Source organism: Flavobacterium sp. UBA7682 (genome assembly GCF_002482945.1).
In the GTDB taxonomy this organism is placed as follows: domain Bacteria; phylum Bacteroidota; class Bacteroidia; order Flavobacteriales; family Flavobacteriaceae; genus Flavobacterium.
On the sequence record NZ_DLGY01000020.1, the window covers coordinates 1 to 20,439 of the forward strand.

Genomic DNA, 20,439 nt, shown 5'->3' on the forward strand with positions numbered 1-20,439 from the left:
TGATTGTAAACTTAAGGCAGTTTGGCAAAATGGCGGGTTCAGTGCTAAATTGAACATTTGGTTTTCAAATGAAAGTAACTGCTAAATTGAAAGTAAGTGCTTCAAAGTCCGCCACTTCCCCCGCTCGTGCGCGAATCCTTTCGCGTTAGACAACCACAAGTGACTAATAAAAAAAGCAGCTCAATGAGCTGCTTTTTTTATCAATAAACTATAACTATTTAAGCCAAATCATAACGATCAAGATTCATTACTTTGGTCCAAGCGGCCACAAAGTCTTTGACGAATTTTTGTTTGTTATCGTCTTGCGCATATACTTCAGCATAAGCGCGTAAGACGGAATTAGATCCAAAAACCAAATCGGCTCTTGTCGCTGTCCATTTGGTCTGACCGGTTTTTCTATCCACTATATTGTATGAATTTTTGCCTGTTGGATTCCAGGAATTGTTCATGTCGGTAAGGTTCACAAAGAAGTCATTGCTTAACACACCAACATTATTGGTAAACACGCCGTGTTTTGTACCACCATAATTAGTACCTAAAACACGCATTCCGCCAATCAACACCGTCATTTCCGGAGCGGTTAATCCCATCAATTGCGCTTTATCGAGCAACATTTCTTCGGGCTGTACAACGTAATCACTTTTCAACCAGTTTCTGAAACCATCGTGTAGTGGTTCCAATACTTCAAACGAATCGGCATCGGTCATTTCAGGAGTGGCATCTCCTCTACCAGGCTTGAAAGGAACTTTAACTCCGGCGGCTCTTTCAACAGCGGCAGTTCCGCCCAATACAATCAAATCGGCTATACTTACTTTTTTGCTCAATCCGGCTTGTATTTCAGTCAGCTTGGCCAATACTCTTTGCAAACGTTCCGGTTCGTTTCCTTCCCAATCTTTTTGAGGTGCTAAACGAATTCTGGCGCCATTAGCACCACCACGGAAATCAGAACCTCTAAATGTTCGGGCACTGTCCCAAGCGGTGTTAATCAATTCGGTTGGAGTTAAACCGGAATTTAAAAGCTTTCCTTTCAACTCTTCAATTTCAGATTCCGAGAGTGTATAATCAACGGTTGGAATGGGGTCTTGCCAAATCAAATCTTCTTGAGGAACATCGGCTCCTAAATAACGGCTTTTCGGGCCTAAATCACGATGGGTTAATTTGAACCATGCTCTGGCAAATACGTCTTCAAAATAAGGATAATCGTTTTGGAATCTCTCTGAGATTTTGCGGTACTCCGGATCCATTTTCAAAGCCATATCCGCATCAGTCATCATAGGGTTTCTGCGTACGCCTGGGATATGAGCATCAAAAGGTTTGTCTTCTTCATTGATGCTTACCGGTTCCCATTGCGAAGCTCCGGCCGGACTCTTGGTCTGTTGCCAATCGTGGTTCAACAATAAATTAAAATAGGTATGATTCCATTTGTCCGGAAATGTGGTCCAAGCGCCTTCTAATCCGCTGGTTATGGTATCGGCACCATGTCCTTTTCCTTTTGGATTCATCCAGCCAAAACCTTGCGTTTCTAAATCGGCACCTTCCGGACTCTGCCCTAAGGCACTCTCATCAGCATTACCGTGGGCTTTACCTACGGTGTGTCCGCCTGCAGTTAACGCAACGGTTTCTTCATCGTTCATGGCCATTCTCGAAAAGGTTTCGCGCATGTCTATGGCTGTTTTTAAAGGGTCGGATTTACCATCTACTCCTTGCGGATTGACATAAATTAATCCCATCATTACAGCAGCCAATGGATTTTCTAAATCTCTTTGTCCGGAATAACGACTACCCTCGCCACCCGAAGGTGCTAGCCATTCTTTTTCTGCACCCCAATAAACATCTTTTTCCGGATGCCAAATATCTTCACGACCACCGGCAAATCCGAATGTTTTAAAGCCCATTGATTCATAAGCCATATTCCCGGCCAATATCATTAAATCAGCCCAGGATATTTTGTTACCATATTTTTTCTTGATTGGCCAAAGTAATCTGCGTGCTTTGTCAAGATTACCATTATCCGGCCAACTGTTTAGTGGTGCGAATCGAAGGTTTCCTGTATTACTTCCACCACGACCGTCAGCTATTCGATAAGTTCCGGCACTGTGCCAAGCCATACGAATCATCAATCCACCATAATGTCCCCAATCTGCCGGCCACCAATCTTGACTATCAGTCATTAGCGTTTTAAGGTCACTTTTTAATGCTTCAAGGTCTAATTTTTTGAATTCTTCCGCATAGTTAAAATTTTCTCCAAGAGGATTGGTCTTTGTGTCATGTTGGTGCAAAATGTCAAGGTTAAGCGCATTCGGCCACCAAAAACTATTATTTGGAATCTCTGTTCCTTGTTTGACTTGTGCTCCGGAAAATGGGCATTTACCTGCACCATTGGCATTGTGGTTATTTTCCATACTGTAAATAAATTTTAGTTCTGTTATAAGTCAAATTTACCCAATATTATTTATGTAAATCATTTTTTCGATAGATAAAAATTATAGCTAAAGTTAAAATTAATTATACATTTAGAAACAAACTGTTAAAGAAAAAGGCACTAACTATTGTAGTGCCTTTGTATAAAGTTATGGTAAAAATAAATAGTTTAATAAGCTAATAATTCCAATAAAGTTTTTTCAAAACGCTCTTTGGGCAAATATTGGTCTTCCAACGCTTTTACAAAAGGAATAGCAGTTTCTAAACTTCCTACTCTTCGCACCGGCGCATCCAAATGCTCAAAACACTGTTCCATAATCATCGCTGAAATATCACTTGATACGCCACCAAATAAAGTATCTTCCTGGAGTATAATCACTTTACCTGTCTTTTTTACTGAAGTAAAAATAGCTTCAGTATCCAAAGGTTGTAATGAACGCAAATCAATCAAGTCTGCGCTAATATCTGTATGTTTATTCAAAGTCTCCAAAGCCCAATGTACTCCGGCGCCAAATGAAATAACAGTCACTTGACTTCCTTCTTTCAGTAAAGATGCTTTCCCAAAAGGAATCGTATAATAATCAGTCGGTACCTCTTGGTAAACCGAGCGGTACAATTGCTTATGTTCAAAATACATCACCGGATTCGGATCATTTATAGCTGTATTCAATAGGCCTTTGGCATCATACGGAAATGCAGGATAAACGACTTTCAATCCCGGGGTTTTGGTAAACCAAGCTTCATTAGTTTGCGAGTGAAAAGGTCCGGCCTGAGTTCCACCACCACAAGGCATACGAACTACTACATCGGCTTTCTCATTCCAACGGTAATGCTGTTTGGCCAGAAGATTCACAATCGGATTAAATCCCGTGGAAACAAAATCGGCAAATTGCATTTCTACAATCGCTTTGTGTCCATTAATAGACAAACCATTCGCAGCGGAAACCACGGCACTTTCACAGATTGGTGTGTTGCGAACTCTTTCTTTACCAAATTGCGTCACAAAACCATCCGTAATTTTAAAAGCGCCACCATACTCTGCGATGTCTTGACCCATGATAACCAAATTATCATGACGTTCCATTGATTGACGTAAGGCATTTGAAATAGCATCCACGACGCGAATATTCTCAACTGCATCGCCATGATTAAAGACTTCGAACTCATACGGTTCATACATATCATTAAGTTCTTCAGCTAAATCAGCTTCACAATCCGGTTCGGCTATGGTAATCGCCCAATGTTCATCAATTTCTGCTTTAATGGCTTTCTTAATCTTTTCGTCTTCTTCTTCCGAAAGCACACTTACTTCAAGCAGATAATCTCTGTAATTTGAAATCGGGTCTTTAATGGCCCACAGGTCCATTAACTCTTGCGGAACATATTTGGTTCCGCTTGCTTCTTCGTGTCCACGCATTCTAAAGGTCTTAAACTCTAATAAAACCGGACGTGGATTATCAACCATCGACGCTTTTAATGCTGCTATTTTGGTGTATACCTCAAGGATATTATTCCCATCAATGATATGACTTTCCATACCATAACCAAGTCCTTTATCAGCTAAGTTCTCACAACGATATTGTTCATTCGTGGGTGTCGATAAACCATATCCGTTATTTTCAATGACAAATAAAACAGGTAATTCCCAAACAGCAGCAATATTCAACGCTTCGTGAAAATCACCTTCAGAAGTGGCTCCTTCTCCGGTGAAAACTGCAGTAACTTTTCCGTTTTTCTTTAATTTATTAGCCAAAGCAATACCATCAGCCACGCCCATTTGCGGTCCCAAATGCGAAATCATTCCGATGATTTTGAATTCTTGAGTGCCAAAGTGGAATGAACGATCACGTCCTTTGGTAAAACCGGTTTTCTTGCCTTGCCATTGGGAAAACAAACGGTGTAACGGAATGTCTCTTCCGGTAAACACACCCAAGTTTCTGTGCATAGGCAAAATGTATTCGTCTTTGTCTAAAGCGGCAGTAATTCCTACTGAAATGGCTTCCTGACCAATGCCGGAAAACCATTTAGACACTTTCCCTTGACGCAACAAGATCAGCATTTTTTCTTCTATCAATCTTGGTTTAAGTAGCCTTTTATATAAATCTAATAATTGTAGGTTGGATAACTCTTTTCTATCGAAATTCATCTGGTTTATTTTAGCGTTGCAAAAGTATAAAAACAGATTTCAATCGTTGTAGTTTTTTAGGGGAAAGTCAAAGAAATCTATTTGAATGAGTAAAAACTGATACGAGAATTGTTAACAACTTTGAACTTTTCTATTCAAAAATTAGTTACATTTGTAGTTATCGTTGGAGTTTTTCCAACCTGAGTTATTAACAAAAAAGTTTTAGTAGTATGCAACAAATTCCAAGTGTTGACTTACGTGATTTCCTGTCGGATGATCCGGCACGTAAACAAAAATTTGTAAATGAAATCGGAAAAGCTTACGAAGACATTGGCTTCGTAGCACTAAAAGGTCATTTTCTTGATGACAAACTGGTAAGTGATTTATACGCCGAAGTGCGTAATTTTTTCAACTTGCCATTGGAAACCAAAGCCAATTATGAAATTCCCGGAATCGGCGGCCAACGTGGTTATGTGTCTTTTGGAAAAGAACATGCCAAAGGTCGTTCGGCTGGTGATTTAAAAGAATTTTGGCACTTTGGACAATACGTTAGCGAAGGTTCAAAATACGCCAGCGAATATCCTGACAATGTAACCGTTTCTGAATTGCCACACTTCAATGAAGTTGGGAAAGAAGCCTACAGAATGTTAGAAAAAACAGGGGTTTATGTATTGAGAGCTTTGGCATTGTACATTGGTTTAGACGAATATTATTTTGACAACTATATCAAAGACGGAAACAGTATCTTAAGACCTATTCATTATCCGCCAATTACTGACGAACCAAAAGACGGCGCCGTTCGTGCCGCTGCTCACGGTGATATCAACTTGATTACGCTTTTAATGGGCGCTCAAGGTAAAGGATTACAAGTACAAAATCACAATGGTGACTGGATTGATGCTATGGCACAACCCGACGAATTGATGATTAATGTAGGTGACATGTTATCACGTCACACCAACAATAAATTGAAATCAACGATTCACCAAGTAGTGAATCCGCCAAGAGAATTATGGGGAACCTCTCGTTTTTCTATTCCGTTCTTTATGCATCCCGTTAGCAATATGCCATTAAACTGTTTAGAAAAATGTATCGATGCCGATCATCCAAAAGGATTTGAAGACATCACCGCCGGTGAATATCTTAACGAAAGACTAGTTGAACTAGGACTTAAAAAGTAAAAAGTTAATTCAATAATTTCATTAAAGACATTGAGTTAAACACTTGATGTCTTTTTTGGTTTTTTTCGTGTAGCGGAGTACCTAAGTTTCTGAGTGCCTAAGAAAAGAACTCAGCGATTAAGTCACTCAGTCACTTAGCAACTTAAAAAAATGGACTTACAAGAACAATTAAAAAAACTCTTCCCCGACCACGAACCATCAAACGAACCGGAAGCAGTTCGCGAAGAAAATCACGAGCTATTCATTCAGGCAGCGCCCATGATTTGCAAATATGAAAAAAGAAAAGGCAAAGCCACCACCATCATCGAAGGTTACGAAGGCAGCGACGAAGATTTTAAAGTCTTAGCCAAAGAAATCAAAACCAAACTCAGTGTGGGCGGTACTTTCAAAGACGGCACCATCATTATTCAAGGCGATTATCGCGATAAAATAATGAACCTGCTTAAAGACAAAGGCTTCAAAACCAAACGCGTTGGCGGATGATTTAGAAGCAAGAGAAAAGAAAATAGATAATAGAGTTGTCGTTAGAAAGTAAAAACTCATAACTCATAACTCATAACTCATAACTCAATAATGATACAATCCTCTGAATTAATCCTAAACCCCGACGGCAGCGTTTATCACCTAAACCTAAAGCCGGAACATATTGCCCACGACATCATCTTCGTAGGTGACCAAAACCGTGTAGAAAAAATTACACAGTTCTTTGACAGCATTGAATTCTCCACTCAAAAACGCGAATTCAAAACCCAAACCGGTTATTTCAAAGGCAAAAAAATGACCGTAATGTCTACCGGAATCGGACCGGACAACATTGACATTGTCATGAACGAATTGGATGCTTTAGTCAACATCGATTTAGAAACCCGCAAACCTAAAGAACAGCTAACGTCTTTAAACATTGTCAGAATTGGAACTTCGGGTTCATTGCAAGCCGATATTCCTTGTGACAGCTTTGTCATGAGTCGCTTCGGGCTGGGATTAGACAACATGCTTCGCTCCTACCTAATTGATGACATTTCCGAAAAAGCGATGGAAGAAGCCTTCATCACTCAAACCAATTGGGATGCAAGAAAAGGCAGACCTTATGTCATCGCCTGTTCCGAAACACTCGAAAAAAGAATGGAAAGCGATCAAATATTCAAAGGTTTCACCGGAACAGCCGGCGGATTTTACGGACCGCAAGGACGCGTTTTGCGCCTCGAAATTCAAGATGCCGATTTGAACAGCAAAATGGACCGCTTCGAATTTGAAGGCATCAAAATGACCAACTTAGAAATGGAAACCGGCGCCATTTACGGCTTAGGCAAGCTTTTAGGTCACGAATGTTTGTCGCTAAACGCTATTATCGCCAACAGAGCAACAGGAACTTTCAGCGAAGATCCATACAAAGCTGTCGATGCGTTGATTGCCTATGCTTTGAACAAATTGGCAGAATAAATTTTAGGAGCTATTTCCCGCTATCCGCAGTATCTTTTTTTTGTCACATTGAGCGCATCCCGAAGTTTCGGGAGAAGTGCTTTTCTTAAAAAAAAGGATACTTGCTTCTATCGGGGCTAATTAAAAAAAAATGAATTTAATTTTAGAAACAAATCGTCTTTTACTTCGCCCGCTCGAACTTTCCGATGCCGAAGCCATGTTTGCCATGGATAAAAATCCGGAAGTACACAAATACCTTTGGCAAACTCCGGTACAAAAAATAGACGAAGTCATTAAAGTTATTGAATACGTTCGCAGTCAATACGAAAGAAATAATATCGGTCGTTTTGCCACAATTGTAAAAGAAACTAACGAATTCATCGGTTGGACAGGCATCAAATTTGTCGATGACCATGTAGAAAACGGCAATACCAATTTCTACGATTATGGTTATCGCTTAAACCAAAAATTTTGGGGCAAAGGTTTCGCCACCGAAGCTTCAATAGCTTGGCTCGACTATGGTTTCAACCAAATGAAAATAGACAAAATGAATGCCTATACTCATTTTGACAACGGCGCTTCCAACCATATTTTGCAAAAAGTCGGCATGAAATTCATGGAAGACTATCCCGATAAAGACGGCGTCATTTGGAAATGGTGGCAAATGGAAAATCCTGCTATCGCAGATCAATAGAAACGCCCTTTGGGCTACAGATACGCTTCGCTTCAAATAGTTAGAAGCTAACAATTAAAAACAAAGTTCTATCTAATAATCTAAGAAGTCTAAAAATCTAAATGAAAACCGTAAAAATAACAGGCGTTCCCGAACATTTTAATTTGCCTTGGCATTTGTGCATCGAAAGCGGTGAGTTTCTCCAAGCCGGTATCGACTTACAATGGACTGACATTCCGGAAGGCACGGGTAAAATGTGTCAAATGCTACGCGATGGCGAAACCGATATTGCTGTAATTCTGACGGAAGGCATCATAAAAGATATTGTTGGAGGAAACCCAAGTTCAATTGTTCAGGTTTATGTGGAAAGTCCGCTAATTTGGGGCATTCATGTGGGTGCTAATTCATCCTACCAAACTTTAGCCGATTTAGAAAACACCAAAGCAGCAATTTCACGTTATGGTTCCGGCTCGCATTTGATGTCTTATGTCAATGCCCAAAACCAAAACTGGAACACCGAAACACTACAGTTTGAAATCGTCAACACCATTGACGGCGCGGTTGAAGCATTAACGACTAGTAAAGCCGATTACTTTTTGTGGGAACGTTTTATGACCAAACCGTTAGTAGACAATGGCATTTTTCGTCGCATAGCCGATTGTCCAACACCTTGGCCTTGTTTTGTAATTGCGGTGCGAAATGAATTCTTTGAAGACCACTTTCAAACCGTTGATTTGATTTTGGACATCATCAATAACACTACTGCTGATTTTAAAGATATTCCGAGTATTGACAGAACTTTGGCTTCTAAATACAATCAAAAACTAGAAGATATCCAAGAATGGTTATCGCTTACCAAATGGTCGCAAAAACCTTTGGAAGAAAAAGTGTTAAACAAAATTCAAAATCAGTTGTTTGACCTCAAAATTATAGATAAAAAAGGTACTTTTGCTGAAATCGTGAAAGCCGTTTAGCTTTTACCTTTGGCAATATGATCAAAATAGGAAATCTTACTTATCAGCAACTGAAAGAAAAATTCAGGATAAAAAGTCCTTGGGATTTGATTATCATTTTTGTGCTGAACATTCTGATTACCATTCCGATTTTCATCATCGCCCACAACAATTTCATTACACTTGATTGGGCCAATCACATTGACAGAATCTTACTCTTTATTCTTATTCTTGTCGTTATCCAATTTATCTTAAGAGCGCTGCGAAGAGTAACCTTGATTTCTGTTATCCTTTATTTTCTCGTTCTTGGCTACGGTAGTTTATTCAGCGATTATGGATTTGAAAGTGTATTCGAAGACTATCGCACCATGATTTACACCATGAATGATGATCCTTATCCGCAAGACATTATCATCTCAAAACTTTTACCTTTTCCCAATAAGTCCAAAATTTTAGATGCTATCGAATACCAAAATCCGAAAATAAGAAACTTTGCCATCATGGCTACTGCCAAGCATTTTAAGGACGTAAAAGGATATCATGAGTACTTCACCATAATTCAGTCTTTTGCGGTTTTCAAAGAAATCAATTCGAATTGGAATTATGTAAGTGACCCCAAAGGACGCGATTATATTGCCAAAGCAACTGAGTCACTACAATATCTTTCCGGTGATTGTGATGACCATTCTATTTTCATGGCGGCTTGCATTAAATCTATTGGCGGAACGACGCGACTCATTCACACCAAAGGACATATTTATCCCGAATTGTATATCGGAACCCAAAAAGATTTGGAGAAAATAAACTATGCGATAAAAAAAGTTCTTTTCCCTCTGGAAAGTAAAAACAAAACCATCAATTACCATATTGATGAACGAGGTAACATTTGGCTTAACTTAGATTACACCGCCAAATATCCCGGTGGTCCTTTTATGAATGAGGAAATTTTGGGTGCCTTAACGCTGGAATAATTCTTCGGGGTTTAACAATTTCTGACTATTTTATTTACTATATTCGTTTCCTATAAAACAAACCATAATGAAAAAATTGCTTTGCCTATTTCTGTTGATTTCTTTGGGTTCACAAGCCCAAGAAACTACTCCGTTGGACAATAAGAAAAATGAATTCAGAGTCGATGTTTTGTCGGCGCTAGTTTGGCAAAAAGCCAGTTTGAGTTACGAACGATTCTTTGGCGGCAATTTCTCTACCGGTTTCAATGTCAATTTTTCCGACAGCAAACAGTTGAATGAAGATTTTGATAATGGTTACAGAAATAATGTCCCAAAATTTGAATTCAATCCGTATGTGAGATACCAATTGTCTAAAGGCAAAAAAAGTTTCTACTTTGCGGAAGTATTCGGTTCGTATAATGGTGGAGATTACAAAGAAATTATACGCTTAGAAGATGAAAATTTAAACGGTTATTACACTACCAAAAAATCAGAATACACCGATTTTGGTTTGGGCGGTGGATTAGGCTATAAAATGTACCTCAAAGACGCTTTTGTCCTGGAATTTTTGGCCGGATTTGGTTCCAACCTAACCAACCGCGATGAAAGTCCGGATGTGATTTCAAGAGTTGGATTTAATTTAGGCTACCGATTTTAATACAGAAAACATGAAAAAATTATCATACCTCGCTTTACTATTTGTTGCAGCCTTAATGACCAACTGCGATACCAACGATGACACCTTTTACAAAACCATTTATGTAGAAGGCGGCAATAACATCGTTACTTTTCCACCTCAAACGACTTACAATGTTGGTGATTATTTATATGTAAAAGCCGATTTAGCAAGATACATTCCCGAACCGGGTGAAACCAATTTGTTGGATATTTACAGAACAACCGGAAATGCTCCTCAATTTGTATTTTCTTATGTGATTGAACGAAAAATAAACGCTACCGATTGGGAAGTAGTTACGGTAAATGACAACCAATTAGACATCAACGCCGGAAATGCTCAAAATGGCGCTTACGTTTATGCGATTTGCGAATACAACACTGTGGATGAATATTATCGATATGATGTTGGTTTCCCATTATTAACCGCCGGAAATTACCGATTAACCTTTGGTTATAATAGTTCGTCAACCAACAGCGTAGAATTGGTTTCACAGAATTCAACAAAAAACCTGATTGTAAATTTAAATGCCGCCGTGTCTAACCTTGACAGTGGTGGTTATTTTTATTTCAACGTCAATTAAATCACCACTGAATTTCGGTTCTACCAATACTTTTCAAATAAACGTTGGTTTTACTGAAATGTTTGTTGCCAAACCACAATCCGCGATTGGCACTCAATGGTGATGGATGTCCGGTTTCTAAAACATGGTGTTTGTCACGATTAATTTTAGCGCCTTTCTTTTTGGCGAATCCGCCCCAAAGTAGAAACACTACGTTTTCTTTTGTATCAGATATTTTTTGAATCACCGCGTCGGTAAAGACTTCCCAACCCTGATTTTGATGACTTCCTGCTTCACTTTCACGAACCGTTAATGTGGCATTCAGCAATAAAACGCCTTGGTCTGCCCAACGTTCTAAATTCCCCGAAATCGGAATAGGCAAATCTACATCGGCTTGAATTTCTTTAAAAATATTGATTAATGATGGTGGAAAAGCAATACCATCATTCACCGAGAAACACAATCCGTTGGCTTGCCCGAAACCATGATACGGATCTTGACCGATGATTACCACTTTGACTTTGTCGAACGGACAATGGTCGAAAGCGGAAAAGATTTGAGTTCCAATGGGGAAACATTTATGATTGGTATACTCGCTTTTGACAAAATCTGTGAGTTGCTTAAAATAAGGTTTTTCAAACTCGTCTGAAAGTTGGTCATGCCAAGAAGAATGCAATTTGATTAACATCTCATAAAATTTTACCAAAAATACTATTTTCTGTTGCAATATGGATTCTATCCTTTGTAACTTTGAACCAAAGACATTGATTGAATGATATCGATTACAGATAAAACACTAAAGGATTTAGAATTTAATACAATTTTGCAAACCATTTCAGATCGATGTAACACTGAAATTGGCAAACAAAAAGCATTGGAAATTGTTCCTTTTAAAAACAAGGAAACCTTGATGGATGCGCTGTTGCAAACGTCGGAATATTTATCCTCATTTACCAACAATAACGCCATTCCGAATCACGGCTTTGAGAATATTACCCATGACATCAAATTCTTAGCTATTGAAGATAGTTTTCTGGAAGTTGGTAGTTTCAGAAAAATGGCCACGCTTTCGGAAACGGTAAATGTCTTATTGTTATTCTTAAAGAAATTCCACGATTATTATCCTAAATTAAACGAGAAAGCAACGCAAGTTGAATACACTAAATACCTCATTCAAAAAATTGATGAAGTCGTTGACAAATATGGCGAAATCAAAGACAATGCTTCGCCCGATTTAATCAATATTCGCCGAGATATGAGCCTAGTTCGCGGTAAAGTGAACCAAAGTTTTGGTCAGGCATTAAGCCAATACAACGGCTTAGGTTATTTAGATGAAATCAAAGAAAGTTTCGTTGAAAACCGACGCGTTTTAGCCGTTTTAGCGATGTACCGTCGAAAGGTGAAAGGTTCCATTTTAGGCAGTTCCAAAACGGGAAGCATTGCTTATATCGAACCCGAAGCGACTTTGCGTTATTCACGAGAATTGAGCAATTTGGAATACGAAGAACGAGAAGAAATTACCAAGATTTTAAAGAAGCTATCCAATGACATTCGGCCGTTTATCGACTTGTTAAAACAATACCAAGATTTTCTGAGTGATATAGATGTGGTTTCAGCTAAAGCCAAATATGCACGTAAAATCAATGCGATTTTGCCGAACATTATTGAAGAGAAAAGATTATTTTTCAGAGATGCCTTCCATCCTATTTTGTTTTTGAACAATTTGGAGAAAAAGGAGAAAACCTTTCCGCAAACTATTGAATTAAACAATAACAGTAGAATTATAGTGATTTCAGGACCGAATGCCGGTGGAAAAACCATTTCGCTCAAAACCGTTGGTTTGCTACAATTGATGTTGCAATGCGGAATTTTGATACCGGTGCACGAACGCAGCGAAACGTTTTTGTTTGATAGAATTCTGACTGACATTGGAGACAACCAATCGATAGAAAATCATTTGAGCACGTATAGTTATCGCTTAAAGAATATGAATTACTTCTTGAAAAAGTGCAACGCCAAAACCTTATTCTTAATAGACGAATTCGGAACCGGTTCCGATCCGGAATTGGGCGGTGCTTTGGCAGAAATTTTCTTAGAAGAATTCTACCATCGCGAAGCATTCGGAATTATTACCACGCATTATTCTAATTTGAAGATTTTGGCGAATGAATTGCCTTTTGCCTCGAATGCCAATATGCTTTTCGATGAAAAATCATTGGAACCGATGTACAAATTGATCTTAGGTCAAGCCGGAAGTTCGTTTACTTTTGAAGTCGCCTTGAAAAATGGTATTCCATATGGCTTAATCAATCGCGCCAAAAAGAAAATTGAAGGCGGGAAAGTACGTTTTGACAAAACAATTGCCACTTTACAAAAAGAACGTTCTAAACTAGAGAAAACCTCGTTAAATCTGAAAGAAGAAGAAACCAAAGCCCGTGAAGGGCGCCAAAAGATGGAAGGCATCAATGCTAAGATTCAGGATAAATTGGAGCGTTATCAGGAATTGTATGATGCGAATCAGCGTTTGATTTATATGGGACAAAAAGTGGATGATCTTTCGGAGAAATATTTCAACAATAAAGACAAAAAAGTATTGATTGGCGAGTTATTGAAAATAGTAGAAATCGAAAACTCTAAACGCAAAAAAGCTACTGTTAAAGAGAAAAAGGAAATTGAAATTATTCAGAAAAAGGTCGTTGAAGAAGTCAAAGTCAAAGTAGAAGAAATTCGTACCGCAAAGAAAGAGAAGAAAATCAAAGCCCAAAAACAAGAAGCTGAAAAGCCGAAAGTGACTCTAAAAATCGGAGACCGTGTTCGAATGGTTGACGGAAAATCCGTTGGCACTATTGACAAAATTGAGAAAAATAAAGCGGTCGTAAATTATGGTATCTTTACTTCGAAAGTGAGTTTGGAACAATTAGAATTTGTACAAGCAAAATAGCATCATGGAAATAGCAGATTTACCAATAGACAAAAAAATTATTCTCTTTGACGGCGTTTGCAATCTTTGCAATTCGTCCGTACAATATGTGATTAAACATGATTCAAAAGATGTTTTCCGGTTTGTTCCTTTGCAATCAGAATTAGGTTTAAAAATCATAAAGCACATTGGCATAGACACGACAAATACTGATAGTATTATCATGTATGAACCCACGAAAGCTTACTACTATAAATCGGAAGCGGCTTTGAAAATCATAAAAGAGTTTGGTGGAGTTTACCGCTTGCTTCAAATACTGACCATCTTACCCAAATTTATTTCAAATAGTGTTTACGATTATGTTGCCCGAAACCGTTACAAATGGTATGGGAAACAAGAAGCATGCATGATTCCTACGCCGGAACTCAAGGCAAAATTCTTAGGATGATATTTATCATAATTATTGTTAATTTATCAGTTTAAATTTGACAAACCTAAATTCGATAAATCATGACTTCATTAAATTTTTCGCTTTACTCTTGGGACAATGGCGCCTTTATTATGATTGGCATTTTCGCCTTAGTCATCATTGGTATCATTTCAGCTGTCTTCTTTATGATGAATAGTAAGAACAAAAAAAACGACTAAGTCTCCTTAGTCGTTTTTTTTATTTAGAAGTGTAAAATTATTGTTTTACAATTTTCTTAGTAGCAGAAACTCCTTCGCTTGAAGTTATTCTCATAACATAAACTCCTTGAGACAAATCAGATAAATCAATTTGAATCTCATTGCTATTGTTTGAGATTGTTTTAACAACTCTTCCATTGATATCAGTCATTTCAACTTTATTGATTGAATAATCATAAGAAGAAACTTTCACGAAATCATTAGCAGGGTTTGGATAAACTGAAAATGCATTAGCACGGCTAACAACTTCATCAGTTCCTAATAATGTATCTGTAGAAGAAGCTCTCATCACAAAATTATCAAACAAAGCCTCATCAGCAACTACATTTCCTGTACCGGCGGCAACAACAAAATCCATTTCTCCAGGTTGTTTACCTGCAGTTATAACTGGGAAATTTACATTACCATTAAATGTTACATTAAAATCTGGTCCTTTCCATTTAATTTCACCAGTTACTGTATTAAAACTAAAACCTAATCTTACCCATGTATTCTCTGTTAAAACTATTTGAGTTGCAGCCGTAGCTCCTAATCCAAAAGAATAAGTACCTGTTCCGGGAGTTGATGTCCAATGTCCAAAACCTTGAACCATATTTGAGTAATTAACAGTATTAACCACTGCATTACTAGCTATTCCAATTCCTGCCAATACCAGTGCTGGTGTATCATCACTATAAATATAAACTCTAAACCCATTGAGACTTGTTGATGCACCTAATGGATTAAAATCAAATTCAACTTCAATAATATCATTATCCTGTGTTCGTCCTGCCCAACTATCAATTAATCCGTCTTTCCACATAAAGCGAGTTCCAGTTGCAGCATTTGATCCAGTTAATTGTAATGATTGTCCATTTGGATCACCATCAAGACTTATAATTTGATAATTACTGTTGCTTCCATTTGTTCCTCCTGCACCATTAGCCGTAAACCAACCACCTTGTCCAGGTGTAACTCCTGTTAAATTTGTTCCTATATCACCAAGATTCAATCCTTCAAAATCATCACTTTGAAGCACCTGTGCACTTACAAATGAAGACGATGCAATTAATAAAGAAAGTAAAAGTTTTTTCATAATTATTATTTTTTAGTTTTAAAAGTCCAAATGTATAAAGTATTTCCTAAAAGAAATAAACTTTAACTATCTTTTTCCCATTTCCCTACTACAGTCGTGGCGAGAGCATTTCCTAAAACGTTTGTTGCACTTCTGAACATGTCACAAAAATGATCAATTGGAAGTATTAATGCAATTCCTTCTATTGGAATATCGAACATTCCGCAAGTAGCAGCAACCACCACTAAACTCGCTCTGGGAACACCTGCAATTCCTTTACTGGTAAGCATCAAAACTAATAGCATTGTCATTTGGGTTGGTAAATCGAGATGAACACCATAAGCTTGTGCAATAAAAATACTGGCAAAAGTCATGTACATCATGCTTCCATCAAGGTTGAAAGAATATCCTAACGGCAACATGAATGATACGATTTTATCTTTAACGCCTAATCGTTCTAACTCTTCCGTTAATTTTGGAAAAACAGCTTCACTACTGGTTGTCCCAAAAGCTATGATTATCGGACCGGTAATTCGTTTTAATAAAGTGGTCATATGTCCTTTTAAGAACAAATAACCTATCAGCAAAAGCACCACCCAAAGCGATGAAATCCCGACCATAAATGAACCGAAGAATTTAGCATAAGTAATCAACAATTCTTGTAAATCTCTAATAGCAAAAACACCGGCAATAGCGCCAAAAACACCTAATGGCGCAAACTTCATCACATAATTTACCATTTTAAGAATAATATGTGAAATGACGTCCAAAACTTTAACAACCGGTTTAGCATGATCACCAATAGATGCCGCTGCCAATCCAAAGAAAATAGAGAAAATCACAATTTGAAGAATTTCATTAGTGGCCAATGCCTCAAATACACTTTTAGGAATAATGTGTTCTACAAAATTCTGAGTCGAAAAACTTTTGGTTTTATCCGTCACTTCAGTTGCTGTTGAAACATCCACACCGGATAAATTTAAGCCAACGCCGGGCTGTAAAATATTAACCCAAAACAATCCTATTAATAAAGATATAAAGGAAGCCGTAAAAAACCAGCCCATGGCCTTTCCTCCTATTCGCCCAACCGATTTTATATCACCCAGTTTCGCAATTCCAACAACTAAAGTTGTAATCACTAACGGCGCAATAATCATTTGAACCAAACGAATAAAAATGGTGGCCAACATTTTTATTTTATCACTGAAATTTTTGGCGAATTCTGTGTCAAAATTATTGTGAATATAAATACCTAGAATTGCTCCAAGAAGCATGGCAATCAGAATTTGAACAGTAAGATTGGAGAAAAAAGACTTCTTTTGAGTATGGATTGTATTCATTTTATTCAGGTTTGAGTCTCAGTCTTCAGTCTCTATTTTCAGTTTAATCTAACTGCCAACAAATTACTGAATACTGAATACTATTTATAGGTATGTTTTGTTTATCAAATAAAAATCGGCTAACACTAAGGCAGCCATAGCCTCGACTATCGGGACGGCTCTTGGTACCACACAAGGATCATGTCGGCCTTTGCCTTGTTGTTCTACTATACTATTTTGATTGGTTAGCACTTCTTGTTTTTGGATTAAAGTCGCCACCGGTTTAAAAGCCACTCTAAAATAAATATCCATACCGTTAGAAATTCCGCCTTGGATTCCGCCGGAAAGATTGGTTCTCGTAGTACCATCTTCGTTGTATAAATCATTGTGCTCACTGCCTTTCATTCTCGCACCACAAAATCCGCTGCCAAATTCAAACCCTTTAACCGCATTGATAGATAACATGGCTTTGCCTAATTCGGCATGAAGCTTATCAAACACGGGTTCACCCAAACCTATGGGCACATTTTGAATCACACAAGTAATGGTGCCACCAACAGTGTCGCCTTCTTTACGGATTTCTTTGATGTAATTTTCCATTTTCTCCGCTGTCGCCAAATCCGGACAACGAACGGCATTGCTTTCTGTTAAAGAAAAATCTAAATCCTGATAAGGTTTGTCAATAAAAATATCACCTACAGAAGATACAAAAGCATTGATTTTTATAGCACTTAAAACCTGTTTAGCAATAGCGCCGGCTACAACACGACAAGCAGTTTCCCTGGCCGAACTTCTTCCACCACCGCGATAATCTCGAATGCCGTATTTTTTCTCATAAACATAATCGGCATGACTTGGTCGGTAACTATCTTTAATGTGTGAGTAATCCTCTGATTTTTGGTTGGTGTTGGGAACGATAAAACCTATGGGTGTTCCTGTCGTTTTACCTTCAAAAATTCCGGAAAGAAATTGTACTTCATCTTCTTCTTTTCTTTGGGTCACTATAGTGGACTGACCCGGTTTTCTGCGTTGCATTTCGAGTTGGATTGCCTCCATATCAATTATCATTCCGGGAGGACAACCATCAATAACTCCGCCAAGTGCTTCACCGTGAGACTCTCCAAAAGTAGTTAATCTGAAAAGTGTTCCGTAACTGTTTCCGGCCATTATTCAATGTTTTAAACAAATATAGTTTTTTGAAATTATTTACCGAAATTTGATATGAGATTATTTGATATTTAGGAAAATCGAAATTCTATAACTTTTAACAGATATTATGTAAACCCTTAACAAATTAAACACCTACCTTTGTTTTAGTAGAATTGTTACTACAATTTCGATTTTATTCTTTAACAAAAACAAAAATTAATTCAAGAATTATGAAAAAATTATTTCTAAGTGCCTTGATGCTAGTAGGATTAGCATTCAGCACACAAGCTCAAGACATTTCAAAGAATGCATTAGGATTGCGTTTAGGAGACAATGATGGTTTTGGTGGTGAGATATCATACCAAAGAGGTTTAGGAAGCAATAATCGTTTGGAATTAGACTTAGGCTGGAGAAACAGTAAAAATGTTGATGCTTTCAAATTGGTTGGTTTGTACCAATGGGTTTGGAATATTGATGGTGGTTTTAATTGGTATGCCGGTGTAGGTGGTGGTATCGGAAGCTGGAGTTATGACCAAGGTGGTTTTAGCGATAGTGGAACAATCCTTTTGGCTGCCGGAGATATTGGTATAGAATACAACTTCAAAGAAGCGCCAATTCAAATATCTTTAGATTTCAGACCTGAGATTTATTTCAACTCTGACGATTACAGAGAAGATAGTTTTGGTCCGGACATCGCTTTAGGTATTCGTTACAAATGGTAATCCATATTACGTAATATAAAAAATCCCACCTTAATCGGCGGGATTTTTTTATTTAATCACTATTGGTTTCTTCGAATTGATCTTGATAATCGTATAAGGAAAAGAAATATTCTCGTCGGCTAAATCCGGTTCAGTACTCTTTTGACTGTCTTTGACATAAACTTCAATATTAGTAGCGGTTTCAATTACTTTTTCCACTTTAATTCTGTTGTAACTTTCCTTTGTTGGTCCCGAGTTCAGAATAATAAAATTACTGTTGGTCGTATCGTCCTTGCTTATTTTTTTACGCAAAGTTTCATCTCCTAATAACATCATGATTTCCTTTGGCTCAGTCAAAATTTCATAAAATTTGATGTTAGCACCGCCATCGTCATTAGTGGTTAATACTTCATACAATTGTTTGCTTACCGGTGCTTTCGTAGAAGAACAAGAAGCTAAAAACAATACTAAAAGGGCCGGAATTACTTTTCTCATTTGGTGTTATTTATGGCTTGAAGGTACAGATTTTCATATAACGGAAGTATTTTTTTGATATCAAATTGTTTGGCTACATCTAAAGCATTGGCTCTAAACTGACTTAAAGTTTCGTCGTCAGCCAATATTTTCAAAGCATTTTCGGCCATATGGTCTACATCGCCAACATTACTCAGGTAACCTGAAACACCATCAAAATTCACCTCAGGCAAACCACCGGAATTGCTCGATATTACCGGAACACTCCATGCCATTGCTTCCAAAGCAGCCAAACCAAAACTCTCAGTTTCTGACGGTAGTAAAAACAAATCGGAAAAGGATAAAATTTGGTCAATTTCGTTGCTGTTGCCAAAGAAAATCACTTTGTCTTGGATGCCCAATTCTTCACACAACTGTTCCGCTTTGGCTTTTTCAGGCCCATCGCCTACCATCATTAGCTTGGCCGGTATTTTTTGTTGGATTTTATAAAAAATCTTAATGATATCCGGAATGCGTTTTACCCTTCGGAAGTTACTGATGTGTGTCACGATTCGCTCTTCTTTTTTCGCCATGACCGAGCGCTGACAAGAGATTAAACTCTCGTTGCGTATTTTATCCAACTCAATAAAATTGGGTATAACGTGAATTTCCTTTTTTATATTGAAATGTTTATGCGTATCGTCTTTCAAACTTTGGGAAACCGAAGTCACTATGTCCGATTTATTGATACTAAAAGCGACTGCCGTTTTATATACCGGATGATTGCCTACCAAAGTAATATCGGTTCCGTGCAATGTGGTCACCATGGGAATCTTGATGCCTTCACTTTTCAACATTTGCTTGGCCATATAACCGGCATACGCATGTGGAATGGCATAATGCACGTGTAACAATTCGATTTTGTATAATTTCACCATATCAACCAACTTACTGGACAACGCCAATTCATAAGGTTGGTAATGAAACAAAGGATATTCAGGAACGTTTACTTCGTGGTAATGCACATTGGGGTTTAAAAGCGCCAAACGCACCGGTTGTCTGTAGGTTATAAAATGGATTTCGTGACCGCGATGGGCCAATTCCAGTCCGAGTTCTGTGGCAACGACACCGGAACCTCCAAATGTAGGATAACAAACTATTGCTATTTTCATACTGTGTTTTTCGTATCACGAAAT

The 20,439-nt window shown here is 37.9% G+C and carries 20 protein-coding genes; 12 read left to right on the plus strand and 8 right to left on the minus strand.

Features of this window, described 5'->3' with window-relative positions:
* Positions 1-218 precede the first annotated feature (218 nt).
* Both katG and B3C16_RS04950 read right to left on the minus strand, forming a co-directional pair.
* Positions 219-2,402 (minus strand): catalase/peroxidase HPI, encoded by a 2,184-nt coding sequence (gene katG, locus B3C16_RS04945; protein WP_291129415.1) that lies wholly within the window; start codon positions 2,400-2,402, stop codon positions 219-221.
* 188 nt (positions 2,403-2,590) lie between these two features.
* Positions 2,591-4,567, minus strand: coding sequence for an alpha-ketoacid dehydrogenase subunit alpha/beta (locus B3C16_RS04950; protein ID WP_291129416.1), 1,977 nt, complete (start codon positions 4,565-4,567; stop codon positions 2,591-2,593).
* A gap of 209 nt (positions 4,568-4,776) precedes the next feature.
* On the opposite strand from B3C16_RS04950, the gene B3C16_RS04955 reads away from it, so the two are divergent.
* From B3C16_RS04955 to B3C16_RS04990, 8 genes are all read left to right on the plus strand, one after another.
* Positions 4,777-5,727, plus strand: coding sequence for an isopenicillin N synthase family dioxygenase (locus B3C16_RS04955; protein WP_291129418.1), 951 nt, complete (start codon positions 4,777-4,779; stop codon positions 5,725-5,727).
* 150 nt (positions 5,728-5,877) lie between these two features.
* Positions 5,878-6,210, plus strand: coding sequence for a translation initiation factor (locus B3C16_RS04960; RefSeq protein ID WP_121314283.1), 333 nt, complete (start codon positions 5,878-5,880; stop codon positions 6,208-6,210).
* Between the two features lie 90 nt (positions 6,211-6,300).
* Positions 6,301-7,167 (plus strand): nucleoside phosphorylase, encoded by an 867-nt coding sequence (locus B3C16_RS04965; protein ID WP_291129420.1) that lies wholly within the window; start codon positions 6,301-6,303, stop codon positions 7,165-7,167.
* A gap of 130 nt (positions 7,168-7,297) precedes the next feature.
* Positions 7,298-7,840, plus strand: coding sequence for a GNAT family N-acetyltransferase (locus B3C16_RS04970; RefSeq protein WP_291129422.1), 543 nt, complete (start codon positions 7,298-7,300; stop codon positions 7,838-7,840).
* A 101-nt stretch (positions 7,841-7,941) separates the two neighbouring features.
* Positions 7,942-8,793: a substrate-binding domain-containing protein gene (locus B3C16_RS04975; RefSeq protein ID WP_291129425.1), complete on the plus strand. Its 852-nt coding sequence runs from the start codon at positions 7,942-7,944 to the stop codon at positions 8,791-8,793.
* A 17-nt stretch (positions 8,794-8,810) separates the two neighbouring features.
* On the plus strand, positions 8,811-9,743 hold the full coding sequence (locus B3C16_RS04980; RefSeq protein WP_121314287.1) for a transglutaminase: 933 nt from the start codon (positions 8,811-8,813) through the stop codon (positions 9,741-9,743).
* A gap of 67 nt (positions 9,744-9,810) precedes the next feature.
* Positions 9,811-10,380 carry a DUF3575 domain-containing protein gene (locus tag B3C16_RS04985; protein WP_121314288.1) on the plus strand — a complete coding sequence of 190 codons (570 nt, stop codon included), beginning with the start codon at positions 9,811-9,813 and terminating at the stop codon, positions 10,378-10,380.
* A gap of 10 nt (positions 10,381-10,390) precedes the next feature.
* A complete protein-coding gene (locus B3C16_RS04990) occupies positions 10,391-10,981 on the plus strand; it encodes a hypothetical protein (protein ID WP_291129427.1) in 591 nt (196 codons plus the stop codon).
* A gap of 1 nt (position 10,982) precedes the next feature.
* Here B3C16_RS04990 and B3C16_RS04995 read toward each other — a convergent pair whose 3' ends face one another.
* Positions 10,983-11,648 carry a uracil-DNA glycosylase gene (locus tag B3C16_RS04995; RefSeq protein WP_291129428.1) on the minus strand — a complete coding sequence of 222 codons (666 nt, stop codon included), beginning with the start codon at positions 11,646-11,648 and terminating at the stop codon, positions 10,983-10,985.
* Between the two features lie 84 nt (positions 11,649-11,732).
* Here B3C16_RS04995 and B3C16_RS05000 point away from each other — a divergent pair, with 84 nt between their 5' ends.
* The 3 genes from B3C16_RS05000 (at position 11,733) to B3C16_RS05010 (ending at position 14,528) form a co-directional block, all read left to right on the plus strand.
* Complete coding sequence (locus B3C16_RS05000; RefSeq protein ID WP_291129430.1) at positions 11,733-13,901, plus strand: endonuclease MutS2; 2,169 nt, start codon at positions 11,733-11,735, stop codon at positions 13,899-13,901.
* Between the two features lie 4 nt (positions 13,902-13,905).
* Complete coding sequence (locus tag B3C16_RS05005; protein ID WP_291129435.1) at positions 13,906-14,328, plus strand: thiol-disulfide oxidoreductase DCC family protein; 423 nt, start codon at positions 13,906-13,908, stop codon at positions 14,326-14,328.
* Positions 14,329-14,390: 62 nt separating this feature from the next.
* Complete coding sequence (locus B3C16_RS05010; protein ID WP_291129462.1) at positions 14,391-14,528, plus strand: hypothetical protein; 138 nt, start codon at positions 14,391-14,393, stop codon at positions 14,526-14,528.
* A 37-nt stretch (positions 14,529-14,565) separates the two neighbouring features.
* On the opposite strand, the gene B3C16_RS05015 is transcribed toward B3C16_RS05010, so the two are convergent.
* The 3 genes from B3C16_RS05015 to aroC all read right to left on the minus strand — a co-directional run bounded on the left by B3C16_RS05015 (position 14,566) and on the right by aroC (position 18,107).
* Entirely contained in the window at positions 14,566-15,642 is a 1,077-nt protein-coding gene (locus tag B3C16_RS05015) for a T9SS type A sorting domain-containing protein (RefSeq protein WP_121314292.1), read from the minus strand.
* A 62-nt stretch (positions 15,643-15,704) separates the two neighbouring features.
* A complete protein-coding gene (locus B3C16_RS05020; protein WP_121314293.1) occupies positions 15,705-16,961 on the minus strand; it encodes a dicarboxylate/amino acid:cation symporter in 1,257 nt (418 codons plus the stop codon).
* A gap of 84 nt (positions 16,962-17,045) precedes the next feature.
* Complete coding sequence (gene aroC, locus B3C16_RS05025; RefSeq protein ID WP_291129465.1) at positions 17,046-18,107, minus strand: chorismate synthase; 1,062 nt, start codon at positions 18,105-18,107, stop codon at positions 17,046-17,048.
* Between the two features lie 212 nt (positions 18,108-18,319).
* Here aroC and B3C16_RS05030 point away from each other — a divergent pair, with 212 nt between their 5' ends.
* The gene (locus B3C16_RS05030; RefSeq protein WP_121314295.1) at positions 18,320-18,811 is read left to right on the plus strand and encodes a hypothetical protein; all 492 of its coding nucleotides are present in this window, start codon (positions 18,320-18,322) and stop codon (positions 18,809-18,811) included.
* A 48-nt stretch (positions 18,812-18,859) separates the two neighbouring features.
* Here the strand turns inward: B3C16_RS05030 and B3C16_RS05035 are convergent, their stop codons facing one another.
* A complete protein-coding gene (locus tag B3C16_RS05035; RefSeq protein WP_291129470.1) occupies positions 18,860-19,285 on the minus strand; it encodes a hypothetical protein in 426 nt (141 codons plus the stop codon).
* The gene (gene bshA / locus B3C16_RS05040) at positions 19,282-20,415 is read right to left on the minus strand and encodes an N-acetyl-alpha-D-glucosaminyl L-malate synthase BshA (protein WP_291129472.1); all 1,134 of its coding nucleotides are present in this window, start codon (positions 20,413-20,415) and stop codon (positions 19,282-19,284) included. Before bshA ends, B3C16_RS05035 begins: the two co-directional genes overlap by 4 nt.
* Positions 20,416-20,439: the final 24 nt, after the last annotated feature.

Excerpts from the sequence above, each read along its gene's own strand:
- bshA (WP_291129472.1), bottom strand. The coding sequence starts at position 20,415 with ATGAAAATAGCAATAGTTTGTTATCCTACATTTGGAGGTTCCGGTGTC.
- B3C16_RS05030 (WP_121314295.1), top strand. The coding sequence starts at position 18,320 with ATGAAAAAATTATTTCTAAGTGCCTTGATGCTAGTAGGATTAGCATTC.
- B3C16_RS05020 (WP_121314293.1), bottom strand. The coding sequence starts at position 16,961 with ATGAATACAATCCATACTCAAAAGAAGTCTTTTTTCTCCAATCTTACT.
- B3C16_RS05035 (WP_291129470.1), bottom strand. The coding sequence starts at position 19,285 with ATGAGAAAAGTAATTCCGGCCCTTTTAGTATTGTTTTTAGCTTCTTGT.
- B3C16_RS05015 (WP_121314292.1), bottom strand. The coding sequence starts at position 15,642 with ATGAAAAAACTTTTACTTTCTTTATTAATTGCATCGTCTTCATTTGTA.
- B3C16_RS05000 (WP_291129430.1), top strand. The coding sequence starts at position 11,733 with ATGATATCGATTACAGATAAAACACTAAAGGATTTAGAATTTAATACA.
- B3C16_RS04985 (WP_121314288.1), top strand. The coding sequence starts at position 9,811 with ATGAAAAAATTGCTTTGCCTATTTCTGTTGATTTCTTTGGGTTCACAA.
- B3C16_RS04965 (WP_291129420.1), top strand. The coding sequence starts at position 6,301 with ATGATACAATCCTCTGAATTAATCCTAAACCCCGACGGCAGCGTTTAT.
- B3C16_RS04955 (WP_291129418.1), top strand. The coding sequence starts at position 4,777 with ATGCAACAAATTCCAAGTGTTGACTTACGTGATTTCCTGTCGGATGAT.
- B3C16_RS05010 (WP_291129462.1), top strand. The coding sequence starts at position 14,391 with ATGACTTCATTAAATTTTTCGCTTTACTCTTGGGACAATGGCGCCTTT.
- B3C16_RS04975 (WP_291129425.1), top strand. The coding sequence starts at position 7,942 with ATGAAAACCGTAAAAATAACAGGCGTTCCCGAACATTTTAATTTGCCT.
- B3C16_RS04995 (WP_291129428.1), bottom strand. The coding sequence starts at position 11,648 with ATGTTAATCAAATTGCATTCTTCTTGGCATGACCAACTTTCAGACGAG.
- B3C16_RS04960 (WP_121314283.1), top strand. The coding sequence starts at position 5,878 with ATGGACTTACAAGAACAATTAAAAAAACTCTTCCCCGACCACGAACCA.
- katG (WP_291129415.1), bottom strand. The coding sequence starts at position 2,402 with ATGGAAAATAACCACAATGCCAATGGTGCAGGTAAATGCCCATTTTCC.
- B3C16_RS04970 (WP_291129422.1), top strand. The coding sequence starts at position 7,298 with ATGAATTTAATTTTAGAAACAAATCGTCTTTTACTTCGCCCGCTCGAA.
- B3C16_RS04990 (WP_291129427.1), top strand. The coding sequence starts at position 10,391 with ATGAAAAAATTATCATACCTCGCTTTACTATTTGTTGCAGCCTTAATG.
- B3C16_RS04980 (WP_121314287.1), top strand. The coding sequence starts at position 8,811 with ATGATCAAAATAGGAAATCTTACTTATCAGCAACTGAAAGAAAAATTC.
- aroC (WP_291129465.1), bottom strand. The coding sequence starts at position 18,107 with ATGGCCGGAAACAGTTACGGAACACTTTTCAGATTAACTACTTTTGGA.
- B3C16_RS05005 (WP_291129435.1), top strand. The coding sequence starts at position 13,906 with ATGGAAATAGCAGATTTACCAATAGACAAAAAAATTATTCTCTTTGAC.
- B3C16_RS04950 (WP_291129416.1), bottom strand. The coding sequence starts at position 4,567 with ATGAATTTCGATAGAAAAGAGTTATCCAACCTACAATTATTAGATTTA.